The organism is Paraburkholderia sp. C35 (assembly GCF_003121405.1).
GTDB lineage: Bacteria > Pseudomonadota > Gammaproteobacteria > Burkholderiales > Burkholderiaceae > Paraburkholderia.
Genome location: NZ_QBUY01000119.1, coordinates 1 through 26553, shown reverse-complemented (window position 1 = coordinate 26553; position 26553 = coordinate 1). Strand labels below are relative to the sequence as shown.

Annotated in this window: 22 protein-coding genes; 7 read left to right on the top strand and 15 right to left on the bottom strand. The window is 61.7% G+C overall.

Annotation, left to right across the window (positions count from 1 at the left end; translation table 11 throughout):
• Nucleotides 1-660: 660 nt before the first annotated feature.
• The 7 genes from iolB to DK391_RS38150 all read right to left on the bottom strand — a co-directional run bounded on the left by iolB (nt 661) and on the right by DK391_RS38150 (nt 9610).
• Nucleotides 661-1467 (bottom strand): 5-deoxy-glucuronate isomerase, encoded by an 807-nt coding sequence (gene iolB, locus DK391_RS38180; protein WP_109483182.1) that lies wholly within the window; start codon nt 1465-1467, stop codon nt 661-663.
• Nucleotides 1464-2384, bottom strand: a complete 921-nt coding sequence (iolE, locus tag DK391_RS38175; protein ID WP_109483181.1) for a myo-inosose-2 dehydratase — start codon at nt 2382-2384, stop codon at nt 1464-1466. The genes iolB and iolE overlap by 4 nt, the downstream gene beginning before the upstream one ends.
• Before the next feature lie 10 nt (nt 2385-2394).
• Nucleotides 2395-4332, bottom strand: a complete 1938-nt coding sequence (gene iolD, locus DK391_RS38170; protein WP_109483180.1) for a 3D-(3,5/4)-trihydroxycyclohexane-1,2-dione acylhydrolase (decyclizing) — start codon at nt 4330-4332, stop codon at nt 2395-2397.
• A complete protein-coding gene (iolC, locus tag DK391_RS38165; protein ID WP_109483179.1) occupies nt 4329-6341 on the bottom strand; it encodes a 5-dehydro-2-deoxygluconokinase in 2013 nt (670 codons plus the stop codon). The genes iolD and iolC overlap by 4 nt, the downstream gene beginning before the upstream one ends.
• A gap of 33 nt (nt 6342-6374) precedes the next feature.
• Entirely contained in the window at nt 6375-7178 is an 804-nt protein-coding gene (locus tag DK391_RS38160) for an ATP-binding cassette domain-containing protein (protein WP_109483187.1), read from the bottom strand.
• A 13-nt stretch (nt 7179-7191) separates the two neighbouring features.
• Nucleotides 7192-8358, bottom strand: coding sequence for an ABC transporter permease (locus tag DK391_RS38155; protein WP_109483178.1), 1167 nt, complete (start codon nt 8356-8358; stop codon nt 7192-7194).
• A gap of 196 nt (nt 8359-8554) precedes the next feature.
• Nucleotides 8555-9610, bottom strand: a complete 1056-nt coding sequence (locus DK391_RS38150; protein WP_109483177.1) for a sugar ABC transporter substrate-binding protein — start codon at nt 9608-9610, stop codon at nt 8555-8557.
• A 272-nt stretch (nt 9611-9882) separates the two neighbouring features.
• Here DK391_RS38150 and DK391_RS38145 point away from each other — a divergent pair, with 272 nt between their 5' ends.
• The 4 genes from DK391_RS38145 to DK391_RS38130 all read left to right on the top strand — a co-directional run bounded on the left by DK391_RS38145 (nt 9883) and on the right by DK391_RS38130 (nt 13153).
• The gene (locus DK391_RS38145) at nt 9883-10764 is read left to right on the top strand and encodes a MurR/RpiR family transcriptional regulator (protein ID WP_109483186.1); all 882 of its coding nucleotides are present in this window, start codon (nt 9883-9885) and stop codon (nt 10762-10764) included.
• Nucleotides 10757-11776 carry an inositol 2-dehydrogenase gene (iolG, locus tag DK391_RS38140; protein ID WP_109483176.1) on the top strand — a complete coding sequence of 340 codons (1020 nt, stop codon included), beginning with the start codon at nt 10757-10759 and terminating at the stop codon, nt 11774-11776. The genes DK391_RS38145 and iolG overlap by 8 nt, the downstream gene beginning before the upstream one ends.
• Nucleotides 11776-12795: a Gfo/Idh/MocA family oxidoreductase gene (locus DK391_RS38135; RefSeq protein WP_109483175.1), complete on the top strand. Its 1020-nt coding sequence runs from the start codon at nt 11776-11778 to the stop codon at nt 12793-12795. The genes iolG and DK391_RS38135 overlap by 1 nt, the downstream gene beginning before the upstream one ends.
• 127 nt (nt 12796-12922) lie before the next feature.
• A complete protein-coding gene (locus DK391_RS38130) occupies nt 12923-13153 on the top strand; it encodes a sulfurtransferase TusA family protein (protein ID WP_109483185.1) in 231 nt (76 codons plus the stop codon).
• Nucleotides 13154-13887: 734 nt separating this feature from the next.
• Here the strand turns inward: DK391_RS38130 and urtD are convergent.
• The 8 genes from urtD to DK391_RS38090 all read right to left on the bottom strand — a co-directional run bounded on the left by urtD (nt 13888) and on the right by DK391_RS38090 (nt 22670).
• Nucleotides 13888-14751 carry an urea ABC transporter ATP-binding protein UrtD gene (gene urtD / locus DK391_RS38125; protein ID WP_109483174.1) on the bottom strand — a complete coding sequence of 288 codons (864 nt, stop codon included), beginning with the start codon at nt 14749-14751 and terminating at the stop codon, nt 13888-13890.
• Nucleotides 14751-15935 carry an urea ABC transporter permease subunit UrtC gene (gene urtC, locus DK391_RS38120; RefSeq protein WP_109483173.1) on the bottom strand — a complete coding sequence of 395 codons (1185 nt, stop codon included), beginning with the start codon at nt 15933-15935 and terminating at the stop codon, nt 14751-14753. Before urtC ends, urtD begins: the two co-directional genes overlap by 1 nt.
• A 1-nt stretch (nt 15936) precedes the next feature.
• Nucleotides 15937-17619 (bottom strand): urea ABC transporter permease subunit UrtB, encoded by a 1683-nt coding sequence (gene urtB, locus DK391_RS38115; protein ID WP_109483184.1) that lies wholly within the window; start codon nt 17617-17619, stop codon nt 15937-15939.
• Between the two features lie 192 nt (nt 17620-17811).
• Complete coding sequence (gene urtA / locus DK391_RS38110) at nt 17812-19113, bottom strand: urea ABC transporter substrate-binding protein (protein ID WP_109483172.1); 1302 nt, start codon at nt 19111-19113, stop codon at nt 17812-17814.
• 448 nt (nt 19114-19561) lie between these two features.
• A complete protein-coding gene (locus DK391_RS38105; RefSeq protein WP_109483171.1) occupies nt 19562-21019 on the bottom strand; it encodes a DUF3443 domain-containing protein in 1458 nt (485 codons plus the stop codon).
• Nucleotides 21016-21477: a DUF2844 domain-containing protein gene (locus tag DK391_RS38100; RefSeq protein WP_109483183.1), complete on the bottom strand. Its 462-nt coding sequence runs from the start codon at nt 21475-21477 to the stop codon at nt 21016-21018. Before DK391_RS38100 ends, DK391_RS38105 begins: the two co-directional genes overlap by 4 nt.
• A 198-nt stretch (nt 21478-21675) precedes the next feature.
• The gene (locus DK391_RS38095; RefSeq protein WP_109483170.1) at nt 21676-21999 is read right to left on the bottom strand and encodes a rhodanese-like domain-containing protein; all 324 of its coding nucleotides are present in this window, start codon (nt 21997-21999) and stop codon (nt 21676-21678) included.
• A gap of 17 nt (nt 22000-22016) precedes the next feature.
• The gene (locus tag DK391_RS38090) at nt 22017-22670 is read right to left on the bottom strand and encodes a protein-L-isoaspartate O-methyltransferase (RefSeq protein ID WP_109483169.1); all 654 of its coding nucleotides are present in this window, start codon (nt 22668-22670) and stop codon (nt 22017-22019) included.
• A gap of 343 nt (nt 22671-23013) precedes the next feature.
• On the opposite strand from DK391_RS38090, the gene DK391_RS38085 reads away from it, so the two are divergent.
• From DK391_RS38085 to DK391_RS38075, 3 genes are read left to right on the top strand one after another with little or no spacing between them, the layout of a single operon-like run.
• Complete coding sequence (locus DK391_RS38085; protein ID WP_239483071.1) at nt 23014-24018, top strand: LacI family DNA-binding transcriptional regulator; 1005 nt, start codon at nt 23014-23016, stop codon at nt 24016-24018.
• A 13-nt stretch (nt 24019-24031) separates the two neighbouring features.
• A complete protein-coding gene (locus tag DK391_RS38080) occupies nt 24032-25519 on the top strand; it encodes a sugar ABC transporter ATP-binding protein (RefSeq protein ID WP_109483167.1) in 1488 nt (495 codons plus the stop codon).
• Nucleotides 25500-26504 carry an ABC transporter permease gene (locus DK391_RS38075; protein WP_109483166.1) on the top strand — a complete coding sequence of 335 codons (1005 nt, stop codon included), beginning with the start codon at nt 25500-25502 and terminating at the stop codon, nt 26502-26504. The genes DK391_RS38080 and DK391_RS38075 overlap by 20 nt, the downstream gene beginning before the upstream one ends.
• Nucleotides 26505-26553 lie beyond the last annotated feature (49 nt).

The window sequence follows — 26553 nt, the reverse complement described above, 5'->3', positions numbered from 1 at the left end:
CCTGTGCGGGGCGGCACCTACTTTTCTTTGCAGCGGCAAAGAAAAGTAGGCAAAAGAAAGCCGCTGAACACCACCCTCTACGGTCCTTGCCTGCGGGCCCCCAGCTGGTCCTATCCTTCACACGGCATCGATTCTCTTGATGTCCGCTGCCAGCGCTCTTTAAGAGCGCATCACCCGCTTCAAACTCCCGCGTCACAGCGTGCCTTACCAGTCAGTCCTCGGCCGCCCAGGTGGCAAACGGTGTGTCGGTTATCGCGCCTTATGCGCATCACTCCGGACTGAAAAGCAAGGGCGGTGTGTCTTGTAGGATCGCCGACGTGTAATGCGCGACAACCTACACACCGTTTGCCACCTGGGCTGCATTGACCATTCGCCGCCGCTTGATGCACTACGGGTGATTGAAGCGGGGTAGGCGCATATTCGAAGCGTCAGCAACGAGCATGAAGAAGGTAGATGCCGTGTGAGGTATAGGACCGGTCGGGGGCCCGCAGGCAAGAACTAGGATTGGCGGTGTTAGCCCGCTTTCTTTGCTTACTTTCTTTGCGGCGGCAAAGAAAGTAAGTGCCGCCCCGCACAGGGGCGACGCATGAAGTACCACTAAGAAATCGCGGATGCCAGCGAAGCGCAAAACCAAAACCAAACCAAAACCAAAACCAAACTTTATCCCTTCGAATCCCTCTCAACAATCCACTCATGCTTAGGATCATTCTTGAAATGCCAGGTGCGAGCAGGCCCAGCCATGACATTCAGATAGTAAGAGTCATACCCATAAGGAACAACAACAGGATGATACCCACGCGGCACCATCACGACATCGTGATCCTCAACCGCGAGAGACTCATCGATATCCCGCGAATCGGTATACACGCGCTGAAACGCAAACCCTTGCGGCGGATTCAGCCGATGATAATAAGTCTCTTCGAGAAAGCTCTCAGCAGGAACATTATCCGTATCGTGCTTATGCGGTGGATAGCTGGAAGAATGCCCACTCGGCGTCCTCACTTCAACCACAAGCAAAGACTCAGCCGTCTCAGTCTGCGGAAGAATATCGCACACGTACCGCGTATTCGCGCCTTTACCCCGCACGGACCGCTTCATTTGCGAAGGCTCGATCAATCGCGCGGGAAACTCGCCTTTGGCCGGCGCACTTGCCACGCCCACCTCGGCAGTGCGATTGGCCCGCACAGTCGCCCGCGTGCCAGGCGGCAAATACACGGCAACAGGCGCGCTATCTTCGAACACGCTGTCACGCGAACCAAGACCAGACCATGTCTGAGCATCGGTTTCGATATCGACGGCACCCGCCATCACGACAATGCACACCTCGCGCGCAGCCTCGAACACATGCACAACCTCGTTCGCTTCCATCCGGTAAGCCGCAAAGCCAACATACCGCCAACCCGCCGATTCAGGCGTCACCCGCGCAATGGTCTGTCCTTCGCGCTGTGCTTTCACAAGCAAACTCATGCTGCCTCCTGTGCGACATCGAGCGGCGCATCGACCAGCGTGCGCAACGTGCGATAACCCTTCTGCGCATAAGCATACGACGGCGCCACCGCCGGGTCCTGCTCCGCCTCGACCACCAGCCAGCCGCGATAGCCGTGTCGCTTGAGCGTATCGATGATCGCGGGGAAATCAATCGAGCCGTCGCCCGGCACCGTGAACGCGCCCGCGATCACCGCATCGAGAAAGCTCCAGTTGCGATTGCGCGCGAGCTTCATGACGGCCGGACGCACGTCCTTGCAATGCACGTGACAGACGCGGCCAATATGTCTGTTCAACACGGCCAACGCGTCGCCACCCGCAAACGTAATGTGTCCCGCGTCGAACAGCAGGCCGACGTCGTCGCTGGTCAGCGCCATCAGACGGTCCACGTCGGCAGCCGTTTCGACATACGCGCCCATGTGATGGTGATACGCGACGCGCACGCCCTTGCTCAACGTATAGCGCGCAAATTCATTCACACGCTTCGCGTACGTGTTCCATTGCTCATCGGTGAAAAAACGTGGCCGCTGATAGAGGGGCTTGGGCGAGCCTTGTATCGTGTTGTGCACTTCGCCATAGACCATTGCCGTCGCGCCGTTCTTCGCGAGCAACTCGAGATGCGCGTCGGCGGCCTTGCATTCGTCTTCGATACTGCGGCTGAAATCCGCGAGCCGCCCCGAATACCAGCCCGATACCAGAGACAGATCGTACTGTTTGAACAGGGCTTTCAGCGCCTCAGGTTCGCGCGGAAACTTGTTGCCCAGCTCGAACCCCTGATAGCCGATTTCGCGTCCCTCGGTAAGCGCGACGTCGAGCGGCGTTTCGCCGCCCAGCGACGGCAGGTCGTCGTTCATCCACGACAGCGGATTGATGCCGATGCGTACTTCGAACTGACTCATGTGCGCTTCCTCACTCGTTGTCCTTGCTACGTGCGCTCAACTGCGCTTCGTAATCGGCGCGTGCCCGGCGCACGCCTTCACGCGGCGACACTTCCGGCACGGCGACTTCCCACCACCAGCCGCCTTCATCCGTGGTGCGCGCGGCGTCGGTGTCGATACAGATCAGATAAGTACGGTCGGCGGCACGCGCGCGCTGCATTGCGGCTTCGAGTTCGTGCACGTTCGCCACGTGTTCCGCCTGCGCGCCCATCGCGCGCGCGTGTGCGGCGAAGTCGATGTTGGGTGCGCCGGATGGGGCCTGTACGCAGTCGTCGAACATGTTGTTGAACGGCGCGCCACCACATGCCTGTTGCAAGCGGTTGATGCAGCCATAGCCGCGATTGTCGAGCACCACGACGATCAGCTTTGCGCCCAGCATGACCGAGGTGGCGATCTCGCTGTTCATCATCAGATAGCTGCCGTCGCCCACTGTCACGATCACTTCCCGCTCGGGCCGCGCGAGCTTCGCGCCGAGACCGCCCGCGATCTCGTAGCCCATGCACGAATAGCCGTACTCGACGTGATACGCGCCGGGTCTTCCTGCGCGCCATAGCTTGTGCAGTTCGGCGGGCAGCGTGCCCGCTGCGCAGACGACGATATCGTCGGTGGTCGAGCGCTCGCTGGAGCGTTGCACGGCGCCGATCACGTCGGCGTCGTAGGGGAGCACGTTGTCCTGCTGCGGCGCGTTCGTGAGCTTGTGCACGATGTCGCGCCATTCGTTCGCGCGTTGCTGCGCACGTGAAGTCCACGCGGTATCGGCACGCCAGCCTTCGAGTTTCGATGACAGCGCGTCGAGTGCCAGGCGTGCGTCGGCCTGCACGATGCAGCCGCGATGCTTGATCGCATCGAACGCGTTCGCATTGATGCCGATCACCTTCGCCTTCGTGAAGAGGGTATTCGAACCTGTCGTGAAGTCCTGCAGACGTGTGCCGACTGCGAGCACGCAATCGGCTTCGTGCGCGATTTCATTGGCGCCGGGCGAACCCGTCACGCCGAGCGAGCCGAGATTCAACGGATCGTCCCACGCGAGTGCACTCTTGCCCGCCTGCGTTTCCGCAACGGGAATGCCGTGCTTCGACGCGAACGTTTTCAAAGCATCGGTGGCATGGCCGTACAGCACGCCGCCGCCCGCGACGATCATCGGATGCTTTGCGTTGAGCAGAATGCCCAGCGCTTCCTCGAGTTCATGCTCGACGGGCGCGGGTGCATGGAAGCGGATAACACGCGGCGCGAAGAAATCGGCAGGGTAGTCGTAGGCGGTCGCCTGCACATCTTGCGGCAGCGCGAGCGTGACGGGTCCGCACTGCGCAGCATCGGTGAGCACGCGGATCGCGCGTGGCAACGCATTGAGCAGTTGCGCGGGATGCACGATACGGTCGAAATAGCGCGATACGGGCTTGAACGCATCGATGGCCGAGATGCCGCCGTCGTGGAAGTCTTCGACCTGTTGCAGCACCGGGTCCGGCGCGCGCGAGACGAAGATATCGCCGGGCAGTAGCAACACGGGCAAGCGGTTCACATGCGCGAGCGCCGCTGCCGTGACGAGGTTCGTCGCGCCTGGACCGATCGAGGTCGTCACCGCCATCATGCGCCGGCGGAAATGCGCCTTCGCGAACGCGATAGCGCTGTGCGCCATCGCCTGTTCGTTGTGTGCGCGATAGGTCGGCAGTTCATGACGATACTGATAGAGCGCTTCGCCAAGGCCCGCGACATTGCCATGCCCGAAGATCGCGAACACACCGCCGAACAGCGGCTCCGTGCCCGTGCCGTCTTCCGTTTCGACACGTTGCGCGGCGAGGTAGCGCACCACGGCCTGCGCCGCCGTCAGACGGATCGTGCCGTCGGCAGAGACTTGCGCGGCGGTATCGGATGAGTTCGTCACATCATGATGCAACGCACGTTGATTCATGCTGCCTGCTCCTGACGGATGGTGTGGGCAGTCGCCGCATGCGCCGTGCCACGGTTTTCGCGCCACGAACGGATCAGCGTTTCGAATGTGCGGCGCACGCGCGCGATCACTTCATCATCGCCGATTTCACCTTTGAGCCATGCGTGGCTCGGCTCGTAATGAATCGTGCGGCCGACCGTGAAGCCTTTGCATGTCTTCGATTGTGCCGCTGCGCGGAAGCCTTCGATCATCTGGTCAACCGGAGCCGACAGACCGAGCAGTACTACGCCACGGCAATACGGATCGCGTTCCTCGATCAGTGCATCGACGGCTTGCCATTGCGCGGCGTCCATCGGTTCGAGTTTCCACCACTCCGGATAGATGCCGATGTTGTACAACCGCTTCAATGCGCGATACACGATGTCGGGGCCACCTTGCAGATGCTTGGGCGGAATCACTTCGAGCAGCAATTCGTGGCCGCTTTCCTGCACGGCGTCGTACAGCGCGCGGATCTGCGCTTCCTGTTCGAGACGTTGCTCGATCGGTTCGTCGGGATGGTATTGCACGAGGCACTTCACCACGTGTTCACGCGGCCAGCTGGTGAGCGTGGTGCCGACCGAGCGGCCATGATCGAATACCAGCGGCACCGAACCCGGCAACTCGACAGGGCGGCCAATCCACCAGCCGCGCCCGGTTGCTTCGTTGAGTGCATCCTGGCCGTAGCGATCGTCGATCAGCACGGCAATCTTGCCTTGTAATCCCAGTGCTTCTTCCGTCTGCTTCACGGCTTCGACGAACAGGCTCTTCAGCTTTGAGATGCGCGACAGATCCGCGCCCGTTTGCTGCGCGAGTTCGAAGAATTGATTGCGGTGATCGAAGGCGAAGCCGAGCACTTCGTCATAGGTCTTGCGCGCGGGCGTCACGCGATGCAGGCGCGCAAGCGTCGCGTCGCGGTCGGGGCGGCGCATGCGTGCGGGGTCGGCCTTTGCTTCACGCAGGAAGTAATCGAGTTCGGCGGGCGTCGGCATGGCGGGCGCGCAGCCATGACGCGATACGACGAGTGCGCCGCTTGCATTCGCGGATCGTGCGCATGCTTCGAGCGGCTCATCGCGCAGCCAGCCGGACAGGAAGCCCGATGCGAATGCATCGCCTGCGCCGAGCACGTTCAGCACTTCGACTTCGACGCCGCCTTGAATCGGCGCATCGTCGAGCGAAGCAGGGACGTCGCCGTCGATGATCTGACAGCCAAGCGGCCCGCGCTTCACGACCAGCGTCGCGGGCGTGACCTTGCGCACTTGCGCGAGCGATTCGATCAGCGTGTCCTTGCCGCCCGCAATGCGGAACTCTTCTTCCGTGCCGATCACGAGATCGAAGAGGGGCAGGATGCCTTGAATGTGTGCGCTGACGCCTTCGTTCGCGACGAAGCGCGTCTCGCCATCGGCCTTGCCTGTGAGACCCCACAGCACCGGACGATAGTCGATATCGAGCACGGTGCGCACGTCGTTCTTGCGCGCATATTCGAGCGCACGACGGCTCGCGCGGTTCACCTGTTCCGTCGAAAAGTGCGTGCCCGTTATCAGCAGCGCTTTCGATGAAGCGATATACGCTTCGTCGAAGTCCGCTTCATCGACGGCCATGTCGGCGCAGTTCTCGCGATAGAAGATCAGCGGGAACGTGTCGCGATCTTTCAGGCCGAGCAGCACGAGGGCAGTGAGGCGTTCGTGATCGGTGCGCACGTGGCTGACGTCGCAGCCTTCTTTCGTGAGCGTCTCGGTGAGGAAGCGGCCCATGTGATCGTTGCCGACGCGTGCGAGCATCGATGCATTGAGACCGAGCCGTGCGCAGCCGAATGCGATGTTCGCCGACGAGCCGCCCAGATACTTCGCGAAGCTCGCGACGTCTTCGAGACGCGCGCCGACCTGTTGCGCGTAGAGATCGACAGCGAGGCGGCCGAGGCAGATGACGTCGCGGCTGCGGCCTGCCGCGAAACGGCTCGCGCCTTGGGACGTGGTGGTGCTGGTAAGAGCCATGAGTGTGTCCTGAGTGTGCGGGGCGGGTGTGGATTAAATCGTCGCGCCTTCCAGTTCGCCGATCATCTTCTGCATTTCTGCGCCGCCTGCCATCATGTCGAGCACTTCGTCCTTCGTGATCGTGTCTTTCGTGTACGTACCCATCGACTTGCCGCGATTGAGCAGCGTGAACGAATCGCCGATCGGATACGCGTGGTGCACGTTGTGCGTGATGAAGATCACCGAGATGCCTTTGGCGCGCGCCTTGTGGATCAGCTTCAGCACGTTGAAGCTTTGCTTCACGCCGAGCGCGGCAGTCGGTTCGTCGAGAATCAGCACGCGTGCGCCGAAGTGAATGGCACGCGCAATCGCCAGACATTGCCGTTCGCCGCCCGACATCGTGCCGATCGGCTGATGCGGGTCACGCACGTTGATGCCCATTTCAGCGAGCTTTTCGCGTGCGATGCGTGCGCTCGTGTCGAGGTCCATCACGTCGATGAGGCCGAACAGCTTTTTCTGCGGCTCGCGTCCCATGAAGAAGTTGCGTGCAACGGAGAGCAGCGGCACCAGCGCGAGGTCCTGATACACGGTGGCGATGCCCATATCGAGCGCATCGCTTGGCGATTCGAACAGCACCTTTTTGCCGTCCACCAGATAGTCGCCGTCAGAAGGCTGATGCACGCCCGCGAGCGTCTTGATGAGCGTCGATTTACCGGCGCCGTTGTCGCCGAGCAGGCAGTGCACTTCACCGCGTTTGAGGCGCAGCGTGACGCCTGACAGTGCGATCACCTTGCCGAAGTACTTGCTGACGTTTTCGAGCGACAGGATGATGTCGTCTTGCTTGAGCGTGTCGGACATGATCGTCTCCCGATTACGATTGTGCGACGCGGCGGCGCACATAGTGGTTGAACAGCACCGCGATCAGCAGCATCACGCCGAGGAACACGCGGAACCAGTCGGAACTGACATTCGTATAGGTGATGCCGATCTGCACGACACCGAAGATCAGCGCGCCGAAGCAGGCGCCCACCACCGAGCCATATCCGCCTGTCAGCAACGTGCCGCCGATCACGGCCGCGATGATCGCTTCGAATTCTTTTTGCAGGCCACGGTCGGCAGCAGCCGAACCGATGTCGCACACTTGCAGCACGGCGAACAGGCACGAGCAGAAGGCCGTCAGCACGAACAGCGAAATCTTCACGCGGCGCACGGGCACCCCGACATTCTTCGCGGCATTCGCATCGCCGCCGACAGCGAGAATCCAGTTGCCATAACGCGTCTTCGCGAGAACGAACGCACCGACTGCGGCGAGCGCGAACCACCAGAGCAGCACTTTCGGAATGCCCGGCACGAGCGGCTGGCCGTTTTCGAGCAGCGAGCCGACGCCCATATGCGCGAGACTCGTGAAGAGGCCATGCAGCGCGACGCCATGAAACAGGAAGTTGGTCACGGCATCGGACTGCGCGAGATCGCCGACGCCCGAGATGATGGTACGGTCCGCGACCATGATCGACAGTGCGAGCGTGAGACCGCGCAGGATGAACAGGAACGCGAGCGTGACGATGAACGACGGCAGACGCGTGCGCATCACCAGATAGCCGTTCAGCGCGCCCAGCGCCATCGATCCGGCGAACGCGAAGATGATCGCGGCCCAGATCGGCCAGTGAAAATAGACGGACGGAATCGCGACCATCATGCCCGCGAAGCCGATCATCGAACCGATCGAAAGATCGAACTCGCCCGCAATCATCAGCAGACACGCACCGACGGCGAGAATCCCGAGGTAGGCTGAGACCTGCGACCAGTTCATCACGCCGTCTAGATTGAACATGCCCGAGCCGCCGGCGCTGATCGCGAAGACGAGGAACACGAGCACGGTGCCGGAAATCGCTGCGAATTCCGGGCGGTTCAGCAGATGCCCGAAGAGCGATTCCTTTCTGACGCGCTCGTCGCTAGCCGCTGCCGGCTGTGGAGTTTGCGCTTCGTTGTCCGCCGCGTCGTGACCATGCGATGGATAGTGTTTGCCGGCTACGCCCATGATGTCTCCTGTGTCGGCTTGCCTGCGCTTTCACTCGGGGGAGGAGTGGCGAGAGGCGCAGTAAGCCGTTAAACGACGCGGTCGGGGCACCCGACGATGGCGGCTGGTTCAGCACCCGAAAAGCGTGCAAAAGTCCGCCGGGGTCGCGCTGTGCTGGCGCGCCCGGTACCGCGTATGACTGGCTAGAGGAAAGGCCTTAGCGGTACTGGCCCGCGTACTTGATGACCTTGTCGATATTCGCCTTCGTGATGAAGCCCGGACCCGAACGGATGTTCTTCGGCCCATACGACGGCTCGAGGCCGTACGTTTGCAGACGCTCCTTGAACTTCGGATTCGCCTGCAGGATCTGACGGATCTTGACCGGATCGGTCGTGTGTTCCTTCTTCACGATCGCGAGCACGGCCACCGCGATATAGCCTTGCAGGTACGGTTGCTGATCGATTGCGAAATTGATCGTGCCGTCCTGGATGCCCTTCGCGATGTCGTCCGAGAAGTCGAACGTCGCGAAGTAGATCTTGCCCGCGAGGCCCATCTGCTGGACCGCCTTGATGGTCGCCGAAGCGGGCGTCGGTCCGAGCGTCAGGATCGCGCCTGTGTTCGGATGATTACGCAGATAGGCGCTGACCTTCGACTGGATTTCCGTCGGATCCTGGCCCGAATCGATGGTCGACGTCTTGTAGTTCACGCCGAGCGCATCGGCAAAACCGCGGCAGCGTTCGAACGACACCACGTTGGTGGCGAAGTGGTTCACGCACAGGAACGACTTCACGCCGGCAGCCTTGGCCTTTTCGCCCGCAGCCTTGCCGGCCACGTACTCAGGCTGGCCGATATGCATGATCGCGCCGAGTTGCGCGCTCTGTTCTTCCGTGCCGGAGTTGATGGTGACGAGGGGAATCTTCTTGCCCGTGACCTTGCCGAGCGAACTCTTCAAGACGTCGAAGTCGGCGATGGTGACGATCACGCCGTCGTAATTGCGCGCGGCGGCCTGTTCGATCAGGCGGGACATGTCGGCGAGGTCGCCGTTAGGGGGATAGCGGTAATCGGTTTCGACGTTGAAATCCTCGTCGGCCTGCTTGATTGCGTTCTTGATCGTGTTCCACCACGAATCCGAATCCGGTGCGTGGCTGATCAGCACGAACTTCGCGGCGGCCGCCTGTGCCGTCGATGCCGCCGTCATCGCGCCGATGCCAGCCGCCAGCGTCAGCGCTGCCGCCAATACCTTGAACGAAGCCTTGCCATTGCAAAGTCTCATTGTCTCCACCTTTTGTCTGTTCGTATTTGAAGGGAGCATCTGACGCTTTGCGAGGTGATGCCGGCTCGTCAATACGTCATCGCTCAGGACCAAGATTAGGCCAACTTTTTGAGACTTGCAATGAAAATTTCATGTCAAAGAAAAATGGAAAATCCATTCCATTTGCTTTCGCTTGTGCCTATACTCGGCAACGTTGGGACAGCGCGTTCTCATCCCTGCGAGCCTTGCTGGATCTGGGTTTTGCGCTGCAATAAAGCTTAGAGGGTATGGCCATGGCGGAAGACAGCACAGAAGAATTACCGAGCGTCGATGAATTGATGCAGCGCATCGCGGAGAACTACGAATCGTTGCCGCGTCAGCTGAAGAGTGTGGCGACATATCTCGAGCAGCATCGCTCGACGGTGATGGTCGATCGCACCAGCGACATTGCAACGAGTTGCGGCGTGCATCCGTCTGCCGTGGTGCGTTTTGCGCAGCGTTTCGGCTTCTCGGGTTTCTCCGATCTGCAGGCGGTGTTTCGTCAGGCTTACACGACGCAAGGTGCGTCGGCGCAGAGTTATCAGCAACGTATCCGCAAGTTGATCGACGAGAAGCCGGGACGGCTGTCGGGCGGCACGGTGGCGCGCGAGTTCGTCGCAGCCTGCCGCGATGGTCTGGATGAACTGGAAGGCTCGCTCGACGACACGCAGTTCGACGCCGCCGTGAAGATGCTGCAGCAGGCCGACAACATCTATGTGATCGGCGTGCGGCGTTCGTTTCCGGTGGCGAGCTACATCGTCTATGCATTGCAGCACACGCCCAAGCGCGTGCATCTGGTGTCGGGTTTCGGTGGCATGTATCGCGAACAGATTCGCAGCGTGAAGAAGGGCGATGTCGTGATCGCGATCAGCTTCGCGCCATATGGCAAAGAGACACAGCATTGCCTGCGGCTTGCGCATCACCATCAGGCCAAGACGCTCGTCATTACGGATAGCCAGCTGTCGCCGCTCGCGCGCTACGCGACGACGCAGCTGTATGTGAAAGAGGGCAGCGCGTTCGCGTTCCGCTCGCTGACCAGCACGATCTGTTTGTGCCAGGCGCTGTTTATTGCGCTCGCGTACAAGCTCGAATTGAACGTAGAAGAGTCGACAGACACTGGAGGATACGATGACTGATGTGGCAGGCAAGACGATCGATGTAGCGGTGTTCGGCGCCGGGCGTATCGGCAAGATTCATGCGTCCAATCTGGCGCGGCAGCCGGGCGTGCGGCTCAATTATGTGGTCGATGTGAACCGCGATGCCGCCGCTGCGCTGGCGGCGCAGTACGGCGCGCAGGTGGCCGATGTGGATGGCGCGATGGGCGATGCATCGGTTGGCGCCACGGTGATCTGTTCGAGCACGGATACGCACGCCGATCTGATCCTGCAATCGGCGGCGCAGAAGAAGCATGTGTTCTGCGAGAAGCCCGTCGATCTCACGCTGGAACGCGCGCGTGCCTGTGCCGATGCCGGCGCGAAAGCGGGCGTGGTGTGCATGATCGGTTTTCAGCGTCGCTTCGATCCGACCTTTGCTGCGCTGAAGGCGCGTATCGATGCGGGCGAAATCGGCACACCGGAAATGCTGGTGGTGACGAGCCGCGATCCGGGCGCGCCGCCTGTCGAGTACATCAAGCACTCGGGCGGCATTTTCAAGGACATGCTGATCCACGACTTCGACATCTTCCGCTGGATTCTCGATGACGAAGCCGACACGCTGCATGCAACGGGCAGTTGCCTGACCGATCCGGCGATTGCCGATGCCGGCGATATCGCTTGCACGGCGGTGACGATCCGCACGAAGCGCGGGCGTTTGTGCCAGATCAATACGTCGCGTCGTGCCGCGTACGGCTACGATCAGCGCTTCGAGCTGCTCGGTAGCGCGGGGATGCTGCAGGCGGGCAACGTGCGTCCGACGGAAGTGACGGCATACACGAACACGGCGGTATCGAGCGACAAGCCCGAGCATTTCTTCCTCGAACGCTATCGCGCGGCCTACGCACTGGAAATCGCGCATTTCTTCGAAGCCGTCACGCAGGGCAAGCCGGTGCGCACGACTGTCGCCGATGGCCTGAAGGCGCTCGAACTCGCCGAAGCGGCCACGCGTTCGTGGCGCGAAGGCCGCGCCGTCAAACTGAACGAGGCATTGTGATGAGCGGGCCGCTGCGTATCGGCGTAGTTGGGCTGGGGCGGCTCGGCAAGCGGCACGCGGAGAATCTCGCGTATCGCGTGTCGGGCGCGGCGCTGGTGGCCGCGTGCAGTCCTGTCGAAGAGGAGCGCGCGTGGGCGCGCAGTGCGCTGCCGGCGCCGCGTCTTTACGACGACTATCACGCGCTGCTCGAAGACCGCGAAGTAGATGCCGTGTGGCTCGTCACGCCGTCATCGCTGCACGCGCAGCAGATCATCGACGCGTTGCGCGCGGGCAAGCATGTGTTCTGCGAGAAGCCGCTGTCGCTGGATCTTGCGGAATGCGAGCGTGTGATTGCGGAGGCTGAGCGTCATCCCGGCTTGCAGGCGACGATTGGCTTCATGCGACGCTTCGATCCGAGCTATCGCAATGCGTACGAAAAGATCGAGGCGGGCGCGATCGGCAGGCCGTTCATGGTGCGCTCGCAGACTTGCGACCAGAACGATCCTGAGGGCTTTTTCGTGCGGTTTGCGCCGACCTCGGGCGGGATCTTTCTCGACTGCACGGTGCACGACATCGACGTCGCGCGCTGGCTGCTCGGCATGCCGAAGGCGAAGCGCGTGTATGCGAACGGCGTGGTCGCGCTGCACGAAGGCTTGCGTGAGTTCGGCGACGTCGACAATGGCGTGGCGATCTGCGAGTTCGAGGGCGGGCGCATGGCGATGTTTTACGCATCGCGCACGTTGGCGCATGGCAACGATACGGGCAGCGAGGTGATGGGGACGGCGGGTGCGTTGTACATCGGGCGTAATCCGCGTGTGAACCGCGTCGAGATCGCCGACGCGAGCGGCATTCGTAACGAGTGCACGCCGACGTTTTTCGACCGCTTCGAGGATGCGTTTCTATGCGAGGCGCAGGCGTTCGTCGCGGCTGTCCGCGAAGGGCGGCAGAGTGGGGCGACGCTATCCGACGCGATGGAGGCGACGCGGATTGGTTACGCGCTGCGCGAATCGTTGACGAGTGGCCGGGCCGTTGATCTGTGAGGCGGCACGCGCCCGGGTTTGTGCGGCCTGGGCGTGTGCGAGGCGCATGCGCTAGAATTTGAGGCTTCTGCATTTGCGCTGTGATTCATGCGCGAGCGCCACCTCACGAAGGTCAACTCCGATGGAAATTCAGATTCACAAGGAAGTGGATGCGCGCGGCTTGAACTGTCCGCTTCCGATCTTGCGCGCCAAGAAGGCGCTGGCGGATATGGAGAGTGGTCAGATTCTTAAGGTTCTGGCTACTGATCCTGGTTCGCAACGGGATTTTGCTGCTTTCTCCAAGCAGACTGGGAATGAGATTGTTGATGTTTCCACTACCGTGGATAAGGTTTTTGTGTTTTTGATGCGGAGGAGGTGAGGTTTTTTGCCTGCGGCGCTTTTGGTTTGGTTTGCTTGTCGCTGGCATCCGCGGTTTGCTAGTGGTACTTCTTGCGTCGCCCCTGTGCGGGGCAGCACCTACTTTTCTTTGCAGCGGCAAAGAAAAGTAGGCAAAAGAAAGCCGCTGAACACCGCCAATCCTTGTAGTTGCCTGCGGGCCCCCCACCGGTCCTATCCTTCATGCGGCATCACTCTTCTTGATGCCCGTTGCCAGCGCTCTTCAAGAGCGCATCACCCACTTCAAACGCCCGCGTATCAGCGGGCCTTACCAGTTCGGCCCAGGCCGCCCAGGTGGCAAACGGTGTGTCGGTTATCGCGCCTTATACGCACCACTCCGGACTAAAAAGCAAAGGCGGTGTCGTAGGATCGCTCGCGTGGGAAGTACTACGACCTACACACCGTTTGCCACCTGGGCTGCAGTGACGATTCGCTGCCGCCAGGTGCGCTACGGGTGCTTGAAGCGGGTGATGCGAGTATTCAAGGCGTTGGTAACGGGCAAGGAATAACGGGTTTGCCGTGTGAGGTATAGGACCGGTTGGGGGCCCGCAGGCAATAACAAGCATTTGCGGTGTTAGCCCGCTTTCTTTGCTTACTTTCTTTGCGGCGGCAAAGAAAGTAAGTGCCGCCCCGCACAGGGGCAACACTAGCGAACCAGAAGCAAACCGCGGATGCCAGTAAAAACCCAGGCAAACCAAACCAAACCAAACCAACCTTTCACCGCCCCAAATAACTCTCAACCACAGCCGCATCCCGCTTAACCTCATCCAGCGTCCCTTGAGCGAGCACCCGGCCCTCGGCCATAACAGTCACCTTACCGGCATCGCCGGCCAAAGCAGCAACAAACTCCATATCATGCTCAACCACCATCATGGAACACGTCCCACGCAAGTGGTTAAGCAAAGCAGCAAGCTCCATCGTCTCATCATCAGTCATGCCAGCCGCAGGCTCATCGAGCAACAACAAAGCTGGCTGCTGCATCAACAACATCCCAATCTCGAGTCGCTGCTTCTGCCCATGCGAAAGCTCACCAGCAGGCCGCCGCGCCTCGCCCTCCAGCCGGATCAACGACAAGGTCTCTTCAATCCGCGCCTGCGCACCACGATCCAGCCGCGCGCGTAAAGAAGCCAACCAACCTTTATCGGTCTTCATCGCAAGTTCGAGGTTCTCCCACACAGGATGCTGCTCGAACACAGTCGGCTTCTGAAACTTGCGCCCAATCCCCGCACGGGCAATGGAAGGCTCGTTCATGCGCGTGAGATCGATGGTCTGCCCGAGAAACACCTTGCCGGAATCCGGCGAAGTCTTGCCCGTAATGACGTCCATCATCGTCGTCTTGCCCGCGCCATTCGGGCCGATGATGCAACGCAATTCCCCCACGTCGATCGATAACGACAACGCATTCAACGCGCGAAAGCCATCGAACGAAACCGTCACGTCTTCCAGATAAAGAATCGCACCATGCGATGTATCGATCTCGCCAGGCGTCACCGCCCGGCCCATCATCGCTACGCCGGAGAGCGCGCGGCGATCGTTTTCGTCGGGATGAGAAAGGTCGGGAACCATCGGGTTTTCGTTCATCAACGGTTCCTCCTGCGGGTGACGAGTTCGAATAGTCCCATGATGCCGTTCGGCAGCAGCAGCGGCACCAGCACGAAGATCAACCCCAGGAAGAACAGCCAGTACTCCGCAAAATAAGCCGTGAAAAAGCTCTTCGCGCCATTCACCGCAAACGCGCCGATAATCGGTCCGATCAAGGTGCCGCGTCCGCCTACCGCTACCCAGATCGCCATTTCGATCGAGTTGCCCGGCGACATCTCGCCCGGATTGATGATGCCCACCTGCGGCACATACAAGGCCCCTGCAATGCCGCACAGCACGGCAGACACCGTCCAGATAAACAGCTTGTACGCCAGCGGGCTATAGCCAAGGAACATCAGCCGCGTCTCGCCGTCGCGCACGGCTGTCACGACGCGCCCGAGCTTCGATGTCACGATCGCGCGCGCGCCGATGAACGCCAGCACCAGCACCGCGAACGTCAATAGAAAGAGCGCGGTACGCGTGCCGGCATGCGTGATCGGGAAGCCCGCGATGCGCTTGAAATCGGTGAAGCCGTTGTTGCCGCCAAAGCCCGTTTCGTTGCGATAGAACAGCAGCATCGCGGCGAAGGTCATCGCCTGCGTGATGATCGACAGATACACGCCTTTCACGCGCGAACGGAACGTGAAGAAGCCGAACACCCACGCGAGCACGGCCGGTACGAGTACTACCAGCAGCAGCGCATACGCGAGATGCTGCGTGCCTTCCCAGTACCACGGCAACTGATGCCAGTCGAGAAACACCATGAAGTCGGGCAGATCGCTGCCGTACTTGCCGTCGTGACCGATCGCGCGCATCAGGTACATGCCGATCGCGTAGCCGCCGAGCGCGAAGAACAGACCGTGTCCGAGACTCAGGATGCCGCAATAACCCCACACGAGATCGAGTGCGAGCGCGGCAATCGCGTAGCACATGAATTTGCCCGTGATCGTCATCGCATACGCGGACAGATGGAACGCACTCGTCTCCGGCAACACCAGCGCCGAGAACGGCACACCGAGTCCGATCACGATGATCAGCGCGATCAGGAATTGCCACGCGCGGCGCGACAGCAGGGCAGGGCGCGGCGGCAAGCCGAGCGCGAAGCCCGCAAGGCGTTCGCGTTCGCTTTCGGCCGCGTCGATCGCTTCGACGGCGGTGGTAGCGGAAGAAGTCGCGGATGTCATGTCAGGCCTCCGCGCTGCGGCCCTTCAGGGCAAACATGCCCTGCGGACGCTTCTGGATGAACAGAACGATCAGCACCAGCACCGCGATCTTCGCGAGCACGGCGCCCCAGAACGGCTCGACGGCCTTGCTGACAAGACCCAGCCCAAAGCCGCCGATCACCGTGCCCGCCAGCTGGCCGACGCCGCCCAGCACCACGGCCATGAACGAATCGATGATGTAGCTTTGCCCGAGATCCGGCCCGACATTGCCGATCTGCGACAGCGCACAGCCGCCGAGGCCCGCAATGCCCGCGCCGAACGCGAACGCGTACGAATCGACATACGCCGTCTTCACGCCGACGCACGCAGCCATGCGGCGGTTCTGCGTGACGGCGCGCACGAACAGGCCGAGACGCGTCTTCGTCAGCACGGCCCACGCAATGCCGACCACGATCAGCGAGAACGCGAGAATCGCGAGACGGTTGTACGGCAGGATCAGATTGGGCAGCACCGTGACGCCGCCGCTCATCCAAGACGGATTCACCACCTGTACGTTCTGCGCGCCGAAGATCATGCGCGTCGCCTGAATCAGGATCAGGCTCACGCCGAAGGTCGTGAGCAGCGTTTCGAGCGGACGTCCATACAGATGCTTCAGCACCAGCCGTTCGAGCACGATGCCGACCAGCGCCGCCACCACGAAGGAAGCAGGCACGGCAAGCAGCGGATACCAGTCGAACGCGCCGGGGATGTAGCGCTGCACGAGGTTCTGCACCACATACGTTGCGTACGCACCGATCATCAGGAATTCGCCGTGCGCCATGTTGATCACGCCGATCAGGCCGTACGTAATGGCAAGACCGAGCGCCGCGAGCAACAGCACACTGCCGAGCGACAGCCCCGCGAACACCGTGCCCGCGATTTCGCTGCGGCGCTGGATCGAATCGAGTGCGTCGATGCCCGCTTGTGCGGTTGCGCGTACCTGCTCGCTGCTTTCGACGAAGGTGCCGTCAGGCTTCTTCGCGACCAGCGGGCGCAGCAGTTCGTACATGTCCAGATCGTGCCGCGCGGCGACCAGCTTCACGGCTTCGAGGCGTTTTGCGGCGTCGCTGTCGTGCAGCGCCGTCATGGCCCACAGCGTGTCGAGGCGCTTTTTCAAGGTCGGATCGGTTTCCTTCGCGCGCGCCGCGTCGATCTGCGGCTTCATCGACGGATCGGGATTCTGCAGCAGTGCGCTAATGGCAGCCGCGCGCTTCGCGGGATCGGTCGAATCGAGTTGCAGGCCCGACAACGCGCCCGAGACTTTCGTGCGCAACAGGTTGTTCAGCGTCACCGGCTGCGCGTCGCCAGCGGCGACGGTCTTGCCGGTGACGGCGTCGCGTGCGGTGTCGCCGTCCTGGATCAGCACTTCGCCGCTATCGGTGGCGAGCGCGCTGTCTTCGGAGAGCGCCTTCAGCAGCGCGAGCGACGGCGCGTCGTGATTCGCGATCAGCTTGTCGATGGCGGCGGATTTCGCGTCGAAGTCGTCGCCTGCCAGCGGCGCGACTTCGTCCGTGGTCAGCGCGTAGGCGCTCACGGGCGCCAGTACGGCAAGTGCGGCGCCGAGCGCGCATGAAGCAGCCATGAGCCGCACGCGGGCGCGCAGGTTGCGCAGCGTGTCGGCGCAATGGGCCTTGAGCGAAGCGGGCGTGGAAAGTGAGTGCGCCATAGTGGTCTTGAAAGTGAAGCCAGCAGGCAGGCGGGCGATGCCCTCGCATGACAACGGGCAAGGGCATCGCGCGCTTGCGTTGCGCGCCGGCGGACCGATGCGTGCATCGGCAGCCGCGGCGCACTGCGCAAACCGGTGCGGACGTAAAACGTCAACGCCGCGCACCGGCACGTTGTGCCGCGCTATGTCACGTCAGGCGACGCGCGCGCGGCGGCGCAAGAACTCGGGAATCGAGCTGACGACATCCGGCTTGCCCTGATTGCCCGCGATATACGGGCTCCACGGCTGCGCGCGAATCGCCGTCTTGGTCTTCCACACCACGTTGAACTGGCCATCGGCACGCACTTCACCGATCATCACCGGCTTGTGCAGATGGTGGTTGCCGTCCATCTCGAGCGTGAAGCCCGACGGTGCCGCGAACTTCTGGCCGACCATCGCGACGCGCACCTTGTCGACATCGGTGCTCTTCGCTTTTTCGACCGCCTGCTTCCACATATGGATGCCGACGTAGGTCGCTTCCATCGGATCGTTGGTCACGCGCTTCGTGCCGCCCGGCAGGTTCTGCGACTTGACCCACTCGGCCCACTGTTCCTTGAACTTCGTGTTGGCCGGACCCTTCACGGACATGAAGTAGTTCCATGCCGCGAGGTTGCCGACCAGCGGCTTCGTGTCGATGCCGCGCAGTTCTTCTTCACCGACCGAGAATGCGACCACGGGCACGTCCGTCGCCTTCAGCCCCTGGTTGCCGAGTTCCTTGTAGAACGGCACGTTCGAATCGCCGTTCACCGTCGAGATCACGCAGGTCTTGCCGCCTTGCGAGAAAGTCTTGATGCTCGCGACGATGGTCTGATAGTCGCTGTGGCCGAACGGCGTGTAGACCTCCTGGATGTCGGTTTCCTGGACGCCCTTCGACTTGAGGAAGGCGCGCAGAATCTTGTTGGTCGTACGTGGATACACATAGTCGGTACCGAGCAGGAAGAAGCGCTTGGCGCCGCCGCCTTCGGCGCTCATCAGGTATTCGGTGGCAGGGATCGCCTGCTGGTTCGGCGCAGCGCCCGTGTAGAACACGTTGCGCGACATCTCTTCACCTTCGTACTGCACCGGGTAGAACAGCAGGCCGTTCAGTTCTTCGAACACGGGCAGCACCGACTTGCGCGACACGGAGGTCCAGCAGCCGAACACGCACGCCACCTTGTCCTGCGTCAGCAGGCCGCGGGCCTTCTCGGCGAACAGCGGCCAGTTCGATGCGGGATCGACCACCACCGGCTCGAGCTTGCGGCCCATCACGCCGCCGCTCGCGTTGATTTCGGCGATCGTCATCAGCGCGGTGTCTTTCAGCGACGTTTCCGAAATCGCCATCGTGCCCGACAGGGAGTGCAGGATGCCGACCTTGATCGGACCATTGTTCGACTGGGCATGCGCGAAAGGAACCTTGCCCGCGAGCGCGAGCGCGCCCGACATGGAGCCGAGCTTCAGCAGACTGCGACGTTTCATTTGCTTCCCCTTGCCATAGATGGGTGGTGAGTGGCGGACGAACGGCGTGCGTCCAGACCTTGTTTTGCGTTGTATGTGCAGGCATTGCCGGGCCCATTACTGCAAGGCATATGCCAACTTTGCGGCAGGCGCTTCAATACACGCTGCGCTTGCTGCAATGCGGCTCGCTGGCGGTGCGGCATCGTGTGGCGTTATGCGCTTTGAGCGCGAAAGCGGTGCACTGTCAGAGCGCGCGCATCGTTCAGGTGCGCGCCGCGCTGCAACGGAGCGCGCCACACGATTCCTCATAGGCGAGGGCGCGACGGCGGTGCATTGAGGCCGTGACGTTGTGCACGGGGAGGAGCGTGATGAAGGAGGGGAGGTGTGTGCGAATATGAAAAACGGCGGACAGGCTTGCCGCCTGTCCGCCGTTCGAGTCATGCACGCCTGCCTTCGGGCGTGCAGTCGATCAGAAAGCTACGTAAGGACCTGTTTGGGCGCCTGCCTGCATGCCGCTCAATGCCGTATAGACGCTGCGGCCGTAGAAGAACGGCAAGCCCCAGAGGAACATGCTGTTGATCGGCGCACCGAGGTTATCGTGAGCGGCGTAGCCGTAGGAGAACAGCGTCGTCGCGTTAGCGATCAGGAAGCGGGTCGTCCACTGTGCATTGCCTGTGTTCGAGAACATGATGCCGCCCAGACTCTGCGTAGTCGCGGGCGCGAACCAGCCGCCCTGGACGGCTAGCGTCGCGTCGGGGAAGAACAGGCCGTTCGAGCCGCTGTCGATGGCGGCGGACATCGTGGTTCCCTTGTAGCTCGTCGTGAACATGCCCCGATCCGACACACTGAGGAACGACGGACTGGCTGGCAACGCGTTGTTGTCACGCGTACCGATGCCGAACACCAGTTCGCCCGTGACGCTCGCCTGGCCCGTCGCGGGCAATGCGGGCAGACGGATGATCGTGCCGTTGTTGTCGGTGGCGAAGGCAGCGACGGGGTTGGCCGTCTGCTTGCCGAGCGGCACGCTGGCGGCGGTGCAAGACCAGGGTGTCGGGCAGTAGTAATAGTTGGCCGACAGCACATACCTGGCCGCGTCCGGATAGTCCTGCGCCAGGTGGCCAATGCCGACGATCCCATTGGCGCCGAGCTGTGCGACGGAGTTCATGCCGGATCCACGCGATGTGCAGTCATTGGGCGCCCATTGCGCAAACGTGCTGTCGCCGATCAGCTGGATGGGAATGCCGCTCGCCGTCTTCTCGCCGATGGTCACGTCGGCGGCTCGCATCGAGCCCCACGTGTAACCCGACGCAAACAACGCACACTGCGCGATGGCTGCCTTGCCCGATGTGTCGTTGCTCGCGCCCGTTTCCATTGGGAGCTTGTTGACGAACGCGGCGTTGAGTGCCGATGCAACCACTCGTACGCCGACCGAGCCTGTATCGAGCAGCATGTGATCGACAGTCGCGCATTGCGAGGTGCCTTGGGTGCCGGGAACGCAGAACGTCACGCTCACGTACGGCATGTTCACGACCCGTCCGACTGTTTCGTCGAAGACGACGTCGATGGGAACGGTGTTGTCCGCGACGGGAGCGGGAGGCGGCGTGTCGTTGTTGCCGGAGTTGTTGTTGTCGTTCGTTGGCGTTTTATCGTTGCCGGTCGTGCCTGTCTCGCTGGCAGGCGTGACGGTAGCCGGTGTGCTCGCCGGTTGAGGCGCGCTGGCGGGCTGTGCCGCACTGGCAGCCGAAGGCGTGCTCGCCGCGGACGGTGTACTGGCAGGGACAGCAGGGGCAACGCTACCGTTGTTGGTCACGGGCTGACCGGAGCCGCCGTCACCACCGCCGCCACAAGCACTCAGCGCAACGCCGGCCACGATCAGAGCGACGGAAAGCGAACCCTTCGAAGCACAACGCGAGAAAAGGCGTCTCATTGCAGCGCCTCCACCTTCACGTTGGCAGGCACGAGGCGCGGCACATATGCGCGGCCAGCAAACGCGCCTTGATGCCCGACCGACTCGATCTGCAAGTCGCCTTCGCTACCGATCAACGGACCGGTGCCGCGCGCCTTCCGCTCGCCTGCGTTCACGAAATTCGGGAAATAGCTGCCGAGCAATGCCCGCATATCGGGCCGCGTCGGCCCTTGCCACGTGACCGCAAACACGACGTTCGCGGTGGTTGCATATTCGCGGACCGTCACGCCATCTGACGTTTGCGCGACATGGACGGAGTAAGGTTGCGAGGAAGCGGTCGTCGCACCCGATGCCACCGCGGCGCGCAACACCGTCGGCTGCGTGGTCGTACCGGCGGAAGGCGCGGCGCCAAGCGTTGCGTGACAGACGATCGGCGACAGCAGCGCCAGCGTCCCCACCATCCTGATTATCTTGATCATGGTCATGCCCGTGAAAGGAAACACGGTATGTTGCTCGACAGATAATCAGGATGGCGTAGTAAACGTCCGAATCTGCGTCCGATAATTCTGAATATTCGCAGGAAAAAACTGACATCCGGTGCAGCCGGAAACGCACAAACAAAAACGCGCCGGTGAAACACCGGCGCGTCGAATACCGCAAAGAGAAGCGATAAAAGCTCAGTAAGTCGGCACGGAAGGATCGACCTGACGCGACCACGCGTCGATACCGCCATACAGGTTGAACACATCTTTATGTCCACGCGATTCCAGGAACATCGCGACCTGCGCGCTGCGCGCACCGTGATGGCAGATGCAGACGATCTGCACATCGTCGTCGAGTTCTTCGCTGCGCGCGGGAATCTCGCGCATCGGGATCGACACGCTGCCGGCGATCTTCGCCGTTTCGATTTCCCACGGCTCGCGTACGTCGAGCAGGACGGGCGCCGGGCGCGAGGTATCAGCGAGCCATTCGGCGAGGGCGGAAGCGGTCAGGTTTTGCATCGTGGATCTCGTAGTGCTCAGAACTTGAAGCGTGGTGCGTGGACGGCGTTTTCCAGCGGTTCGACGTAGGTTTCGAACACGTCGGCGATACGGAATTGCTTGTCGTCGACGCGCGTGATGATCTGCGCCTTCATGACAGGCGCGGTGCCGACGAACGCCGCCAGACGGCCGCCTACCTTCAGATGCTCGAGGATTTCCTGCGGCAGCACGGGCAGGCCGCCCGACACGCAGATCACGTCGTAAGGTGCAGCAGCGCCCCAGCCGCGCGAGGCGTCGCCCGTTGCCACTTCGGCATTCAGCACACCGTTGGCTGCGAGGTTGGCCTTGGCCAGTTCGGCCAGTTCCGGCTCGATGTCGACCGTCAGCACATGTTGTGCGCGGTGCGCGAGCAGTGCGGCCATGTAGCCCGAACCCGCACCGATTTCCAGCACGGTTTCGTGCTTCTTGACCGCCAGTTCCTGCAACACGCGCGCTTCGATGCGCGGTGCGAGCATGTGCTGGCCAGCAGGCAGAGGAACTTCGAAATCGACGAACGCCAGCTCGCGATAGGCGGCGGGCACGAAATCCTCACGTTTGACGATCGACAGCAGATTCAGCACGTCCTGGTCGAGCACTTCCCAAGGACGGATTTGCTGTTCAATCATGTTGAAACGCGCTTGTTCGATGTTCATGATCAATTCGGCGTTGTGGTTGAGACGCGGGCAGCGGGATGAGCCTGGCGTATTGGGGGACCACTGCTCCCACTGTTTCTGGTTGCCTGGCGGATATCCGCGGCTTGTCTCCCGCCGCTCGATACCCGTTGATACCAGGTTAACTGCGAAATTGTACCAAACCGCGCGACGACGCCGCCCTCATACGCGCACCCACATCGCCGCCGGGCAGCTTCCTGTTGCGCGTGCGCCTCGGTGAAAGTCCCTAGACGATGAGCCTTGCGCTTTACGCCAATGTCGACCAAAAATGTAATCGATTACATTTTGCGAGCGAGACCAAGTGGACAAACCGTCGCAGCGCGATATGCAGGCGCCGTCACCAGAGGGGATTGCGGGCGTCGCCGAGCAGGCAGGCGTTTCCGTGGCGACGGTATCGCGCGTGCTGAACGGTCATTCGAACGTGCGTCCTGCCACGCGCGACAAGGTGCTCGCCGCCGTCGCGACGAGCGGGTATCGCGTGAACGAGCTCGCGCGCAATCTGCGCACGGCGGAAAGCCGTCTGCTGCTCACCATGGTTCCCGATGTCGGCAATCCGTTTTACGCGGAAGTGATTCGCGGCATCGACGCGATTGCGCAGCAGCACGGTTATTTCATGCTGCTGTGCGACACGGGAGCAGACCCTGGCCGCGAACGCAGCTATTTCGATCTGCTGCGGCGCCGCCGCGCGGACGGCGCGATCTGCCTCGATCCCGCCACCGTGCAGCAGGCGCTCGCGGAGGAGTCGAATACCTTGCCGTGGGTGGCGTGCTGCGAGTTCGATTCGTCGGTGGGCGTGCCGTATGTCGGCATCGACAACTATCGCGCGGCGGGCGACGCGGTGCGCTATCTGCTCGCGCGCGGCCACCGGCGCATCGCGCTGATCAATTCCGACGACCATTACCTGTACGCGCAGCAGCGCCAGCAAGGCTATCTCGACGCGTTGCGCGACGCGGGCATCGGTGCCGACGAACGCTGGCGCCTGAACGTGAACAGCCTCGACTATGAAGCGGGCGCGTCGGCGGCGGCGCTGCTGATGAGCCAACCGGAGCCGCCGACGGCCATCTTCGCGGTATCGGACACGCTCGCGATCGGCGTGATCGCCGGTTTGCGCAGTGTCGGCCGGCGCGTGCCCGATGACGTCGCCGTGGCGGGCTTCGACGACATCTCGCTGGCCGCGCAGATCGATCCGCCGCTGACGACCATCGCGCAGCCGATGCGCGAGCTGGGCGAGACGGCCGCGCGGCTGCTGCTGCAGCGCCTTGCGAATCCGCGCGAGAACGTGCCAGGCGTGTTGCTGGCGCATCGCCTCGTAGTCCGACAGAGCGCCTGAGAGGAAACACGCAATGAGCCTCGCCGTCCGCTTCGACGATATCCGCAAAGACTTCGGTCCCGTGCGGGTGCTGCACGGCGTGAGCTTCGACCTCGCGCCGGGGCGCATCTACGGGCTGCTCGGCGAGAACGGCGCGGGCAAGTCGACGCTGATGAAAATTCTCGCGGGCTACGAGTCAGCGACGGAAGGCACCGTGCTGATCGACGGCCAGGCGCAACGTTTCGATGGTTCGCGCGATGCGGAAGCAGCAGGCATCGTGTTGATTCATCAGGAATTCAATCTCGCCGAGCATCTGACGATCGCGCAGAACATGTACCTCGGCCACGAGAAGCGCAAAGGTTTATTCGTCGACGATGCGGCGATGCGCGGCGAAGCGAAGCGTTATCTGGAGCAGGTCGGCCTGCACAAGCATCCCGATACGAAGGTGCGCGATCTGATCGTCGCGGAAAAGCAGATGGTGGAAATCGCGAAGGCGCTATCGCGGCGCGCGCGGCTGCTGATCATGGACGAGCCGACGGCCACGCTGACGCCGTCCGAAACCGAGCGCCTGTTTGCGCTGATGTCGAAGCTCAAGGCCGATGGCGTGACGATCGTCTACATCTCGCACAAGCTCGACGAAGTCGAGCACATCACCGACGAAGTGATCGTGATGCGCGACGGCCGCTTCGTGGCACGCAGCGAGACGGCATTGCTCGCGCGTCAGCAGATGGCGAACCTGATGGTTGGACGCGAACTGTCCGACATGTTCCCCGACAAGACATTGCCCGCAAGCGACGCGCCGATTGCACTGAAAGTGCAGCATCTGAGCGTGCCCGAGTGGGTCGACGATCTGAGCTTCGAGGTGCGCGCGGGCGAAGTGTTCGGCTTTGCGGGACTGGTGGGCGCGGGCCGTACGGAAGCATTCGAGGCAATGATCGGCTTGCGCAAGCGCACATCTGGCGCCATCGAGATTGCCGGACGCAAGGCCGAGTTGCACAGTCCACGCGATGCGATGCGCCGCGGGCTCACGTATCTAAGCGAAGACCGCAAGGGCAAGGGACTGCATGTGAACCTGAGCCTGCAGGACAACCTCACGTTGATGACGCTCGAACGCTACGCGCATCCATTGCTCGATCTGAAAGCGGGGCGCGAGGCGCTGACGCGTGCGGCGCGTGAGTTCGGCATTCGCACGGGAGATCTCGGCAGCCGGGCGCGCATGCTGTCGGGCGGCAACCAGCAGAAGCTGGCGCTTGCCAAGTTTCTGCAGCCGAACCCTGATGTGATCGTGCTCGACGAGCCGACGCGCGGCGTCGATATCGGTGCGAAGCGCGACATCTATTTTCTGATTCACCGGCTGGCTGCCGAAGGACGCGCTGTGATCGTGATCTCGTCCGAGCTGATCGAACTGATCGGCTTATGCCATCGCGTCGCGGTGATGCGAGCAGGGCGCCTGCAGGCGACACTCGGCGTCGACCATCTGACTGAAGAGGAGTTGATCGCTCATGCGACCGGCACACACTGACACCGCCCCGGCGGGACGCGCGATGCGGATTGCGCACCGATTGCATGGGCTTGGGCCGCTGGCCGGTCTGATCGTGCTGTGCATTGCGGGGACGCTGCTGAATCGCGACTTCGCGACAGTCGACAACATGATGAACGTGCTGACGCGCACCTCGTTCATCGGGATCATTGCGGTGGGGATGACGTTCGTCATTATTTCGGGCGGGATAGATCTTTCTGTTGGATCGATGGCGGCGTTGATTGCGGGCATCATGATCTGGTTGATGAATGCGCTGGCCGGAATGCATGGGCTTGCGCCTTTGTCGATTGTTCTGATTGGCATTGCCAGTGCTTTTCTGTTGGGCGGCGTGTTTGGATGCGCGCATGGGTTGCTGATCACTAAAGGGCGCATTGAGCCTTTTATTGTCACGTTAGGCACGTTGGGGATTTTTCGTGCCGTGCTGACGTGGCTTGCCGATGGCGGTGCTTTGACGCTCGATAACAATCTGTCCGATCTCTATGGGCCTGTGTATTACGCGAGTCTGTTTGGCGTGCCGGTGCCGATATGGGTTTTTCTGGTTGTTGCTGCGGGTGGGGCGCTGATTCTGAATCGAACTGCGTTCGGGCGGCTTGTGCAGGCGATTGGTTCTACCGAGCAGGTTGCGAGATATGCCGCGATTCGCGTGGATACGGTGAAGATCGTGACTTATGTTTTGCTTGGGGTTTGTGTTGGTGTGGCCACTATTTTGTATGTGCCTCGGCTTGGGTCTGCGACGCCGACTACGGGTCTGTTGTGGGAGCTTGAGGCGATTGCTTCCGTTGTCGTGGGCGGCACCGCGCTTAAGGGCGGTGAAGGGCGTGTTGTGGGCACCGTCATTGGTGCGGTGCTTTTGTCTGTCATCGCTAATATTCTTAACCTTACTAGCATCATCAGCGTTTATTTGAATGCGGCTGTGCAAGGGGGCGTGATTATTGTTGTGGCGTTTTTGCAGCGAGGGAGGAGGTGAGGGGTTGGTGCTGTCACTTAAACACATCTGACGCAGCCGACGATCTTAC

Bases quoted from the DNA above. Each gene is read 5' to 3' on its own strand.
- urtC (WP_109483173.1), bottom strand. From the start codon at position 15,935: ATGACATCCGCGACTTCTTCCGCTACCACCGCCGTCGAAGCGATCGAC.
- DK391_RS38075 (WP_109483166.1), top strand. From the start codon at position 25,500: ATGCGACCGGCACACACTGACACCGCCCCGGCGGGACGCGCGATGCGG.
- iolG (WP_109483176.1), top strand. From the start codon at position 10,757: ATGACTGATGTGGCAGGCAAGACGATCGATGTAGCGGTGTTCGGCGCC.
- DK391_RS38145 (WP_109483186.1), top strand. From the start codon at position 9,883: ATGGCGGAAGACAGCACAGAAGAATTACCGAGCGTCGATGAATTGATG.
- urtD (WP_109483174.1), bottom strand. From the start codon at position 14,751: ATGAACGAAAACCCGATGGTTCCCGACCTTTCTCATCCCGACGAAAAC.
- DK391_RS38135 (WP_109483175.1), top strand. From the start codon at position 11,776: ATGAGCGGGCCGCTGCGTATCGGCGTAGTTGGGCTGGGGCGGCTCGGC.
- DK391_RS38160 (WP_109483187.1), bottom strand. From the start codon at position 7,178: ATGTCCGACACGCTCAAGCAAGACGACATCATCCTGTCGCTCGAAAAC.
- iolE (WP_109483181.1), bottom strand. From the start codon at position 2,384: ATGAGTCAGTTCGAAGTACGCATCGGCATCAATCCGCTGTCGTGGATG.
- DK391_RS38105 (WP_109483171.1), bottom strand. From the start codon at position 21,019: ATGAGACGCCTTTTCTCGCGTTGTGCTTCGAAGGGTTCGCTTTCCGTC.
- DK391_RS38080 (WP_109483167.1), top strand. From the start codon at position 24,032: ATGAGCCTCGCCGTCCGCTTCGACGATATCCGCAAAGACTTCGGTCCC.
- DK391_RS38155 (WP_109483178.1), bottom strand. From the start codon at position 8,358: ATGGGCGTAGCCGGCAAACACTATCCATCGCATGGTCACGACGCGGCG.
- DK391_RS38095 (WP_109483170.1), bottom strand. From the start codon at position 21,999: ATGCAAAACCTGACCGCTTCCGCCCTCGCCGAATGGCTCGCTGATACC.
- DK391_RS38085 (WP_239483071.1), top strand. From the start codon at position 23,014: ATGCAGGCGCCGTCACCAGAGGGGATTGCGGGCGTCGCCGAGCAGGCA.
- urtA (WP_109483172.1), bottom strand. From the start codon at position 19,113: ATGAAACGTCGCAGTCTGCTGAAGCTCGGCTCCATGTCGGGCGCGCTC.
- DK391_RS38150 (WP_109483177.1), bottom strand. From the start codon at position 9,610: ATGAGACTTTGCAATGGCAAGGCTTCGTTCAAGGTATTGGCGGCAGCG.
- urtB (WP_109483184.1), bottom strand. From the start codon at position 17,619: ATGGCGCACTCACTTTCCACGCCCGCTTCGCTCAAGGCCCATTGCGCC.
- iolD (WP_109483180.1), bottom strand. From the start codon at position 4,332: ATGAATCAACGTGCGTTGCATCATGATGTGACGAACTCATCCGATACC.
- iolB (WP_109483182.1), bottom strand. From the start codon at position 1,467: ATGAGTTTGCTTGTGAAAGCACAGCGCGAAGGACAGACCATTGCGCGG.
- DK391_RS38100 (WP_109483183.1), bottom strand. From the start codon at position 21,477: ATGATCAAGATAATCAGGATGGTGGGGACGCTGGCGCTGCTGTCGCCG.
- iolC (WP_109483179.1), bottom strand. From the start codon at position 6,341: ATGGCTCTTACCAGCACCACCACGTCCCAAGGCGCGAGCCGTTTCGCG.
- DK391_RS38090 (WP_109483169.1), bottom strand. From the start codon at position 22,670: ATGAACATCGAACAAGCGCGTTTCAACATGATTGAACAGCAAATCCGT.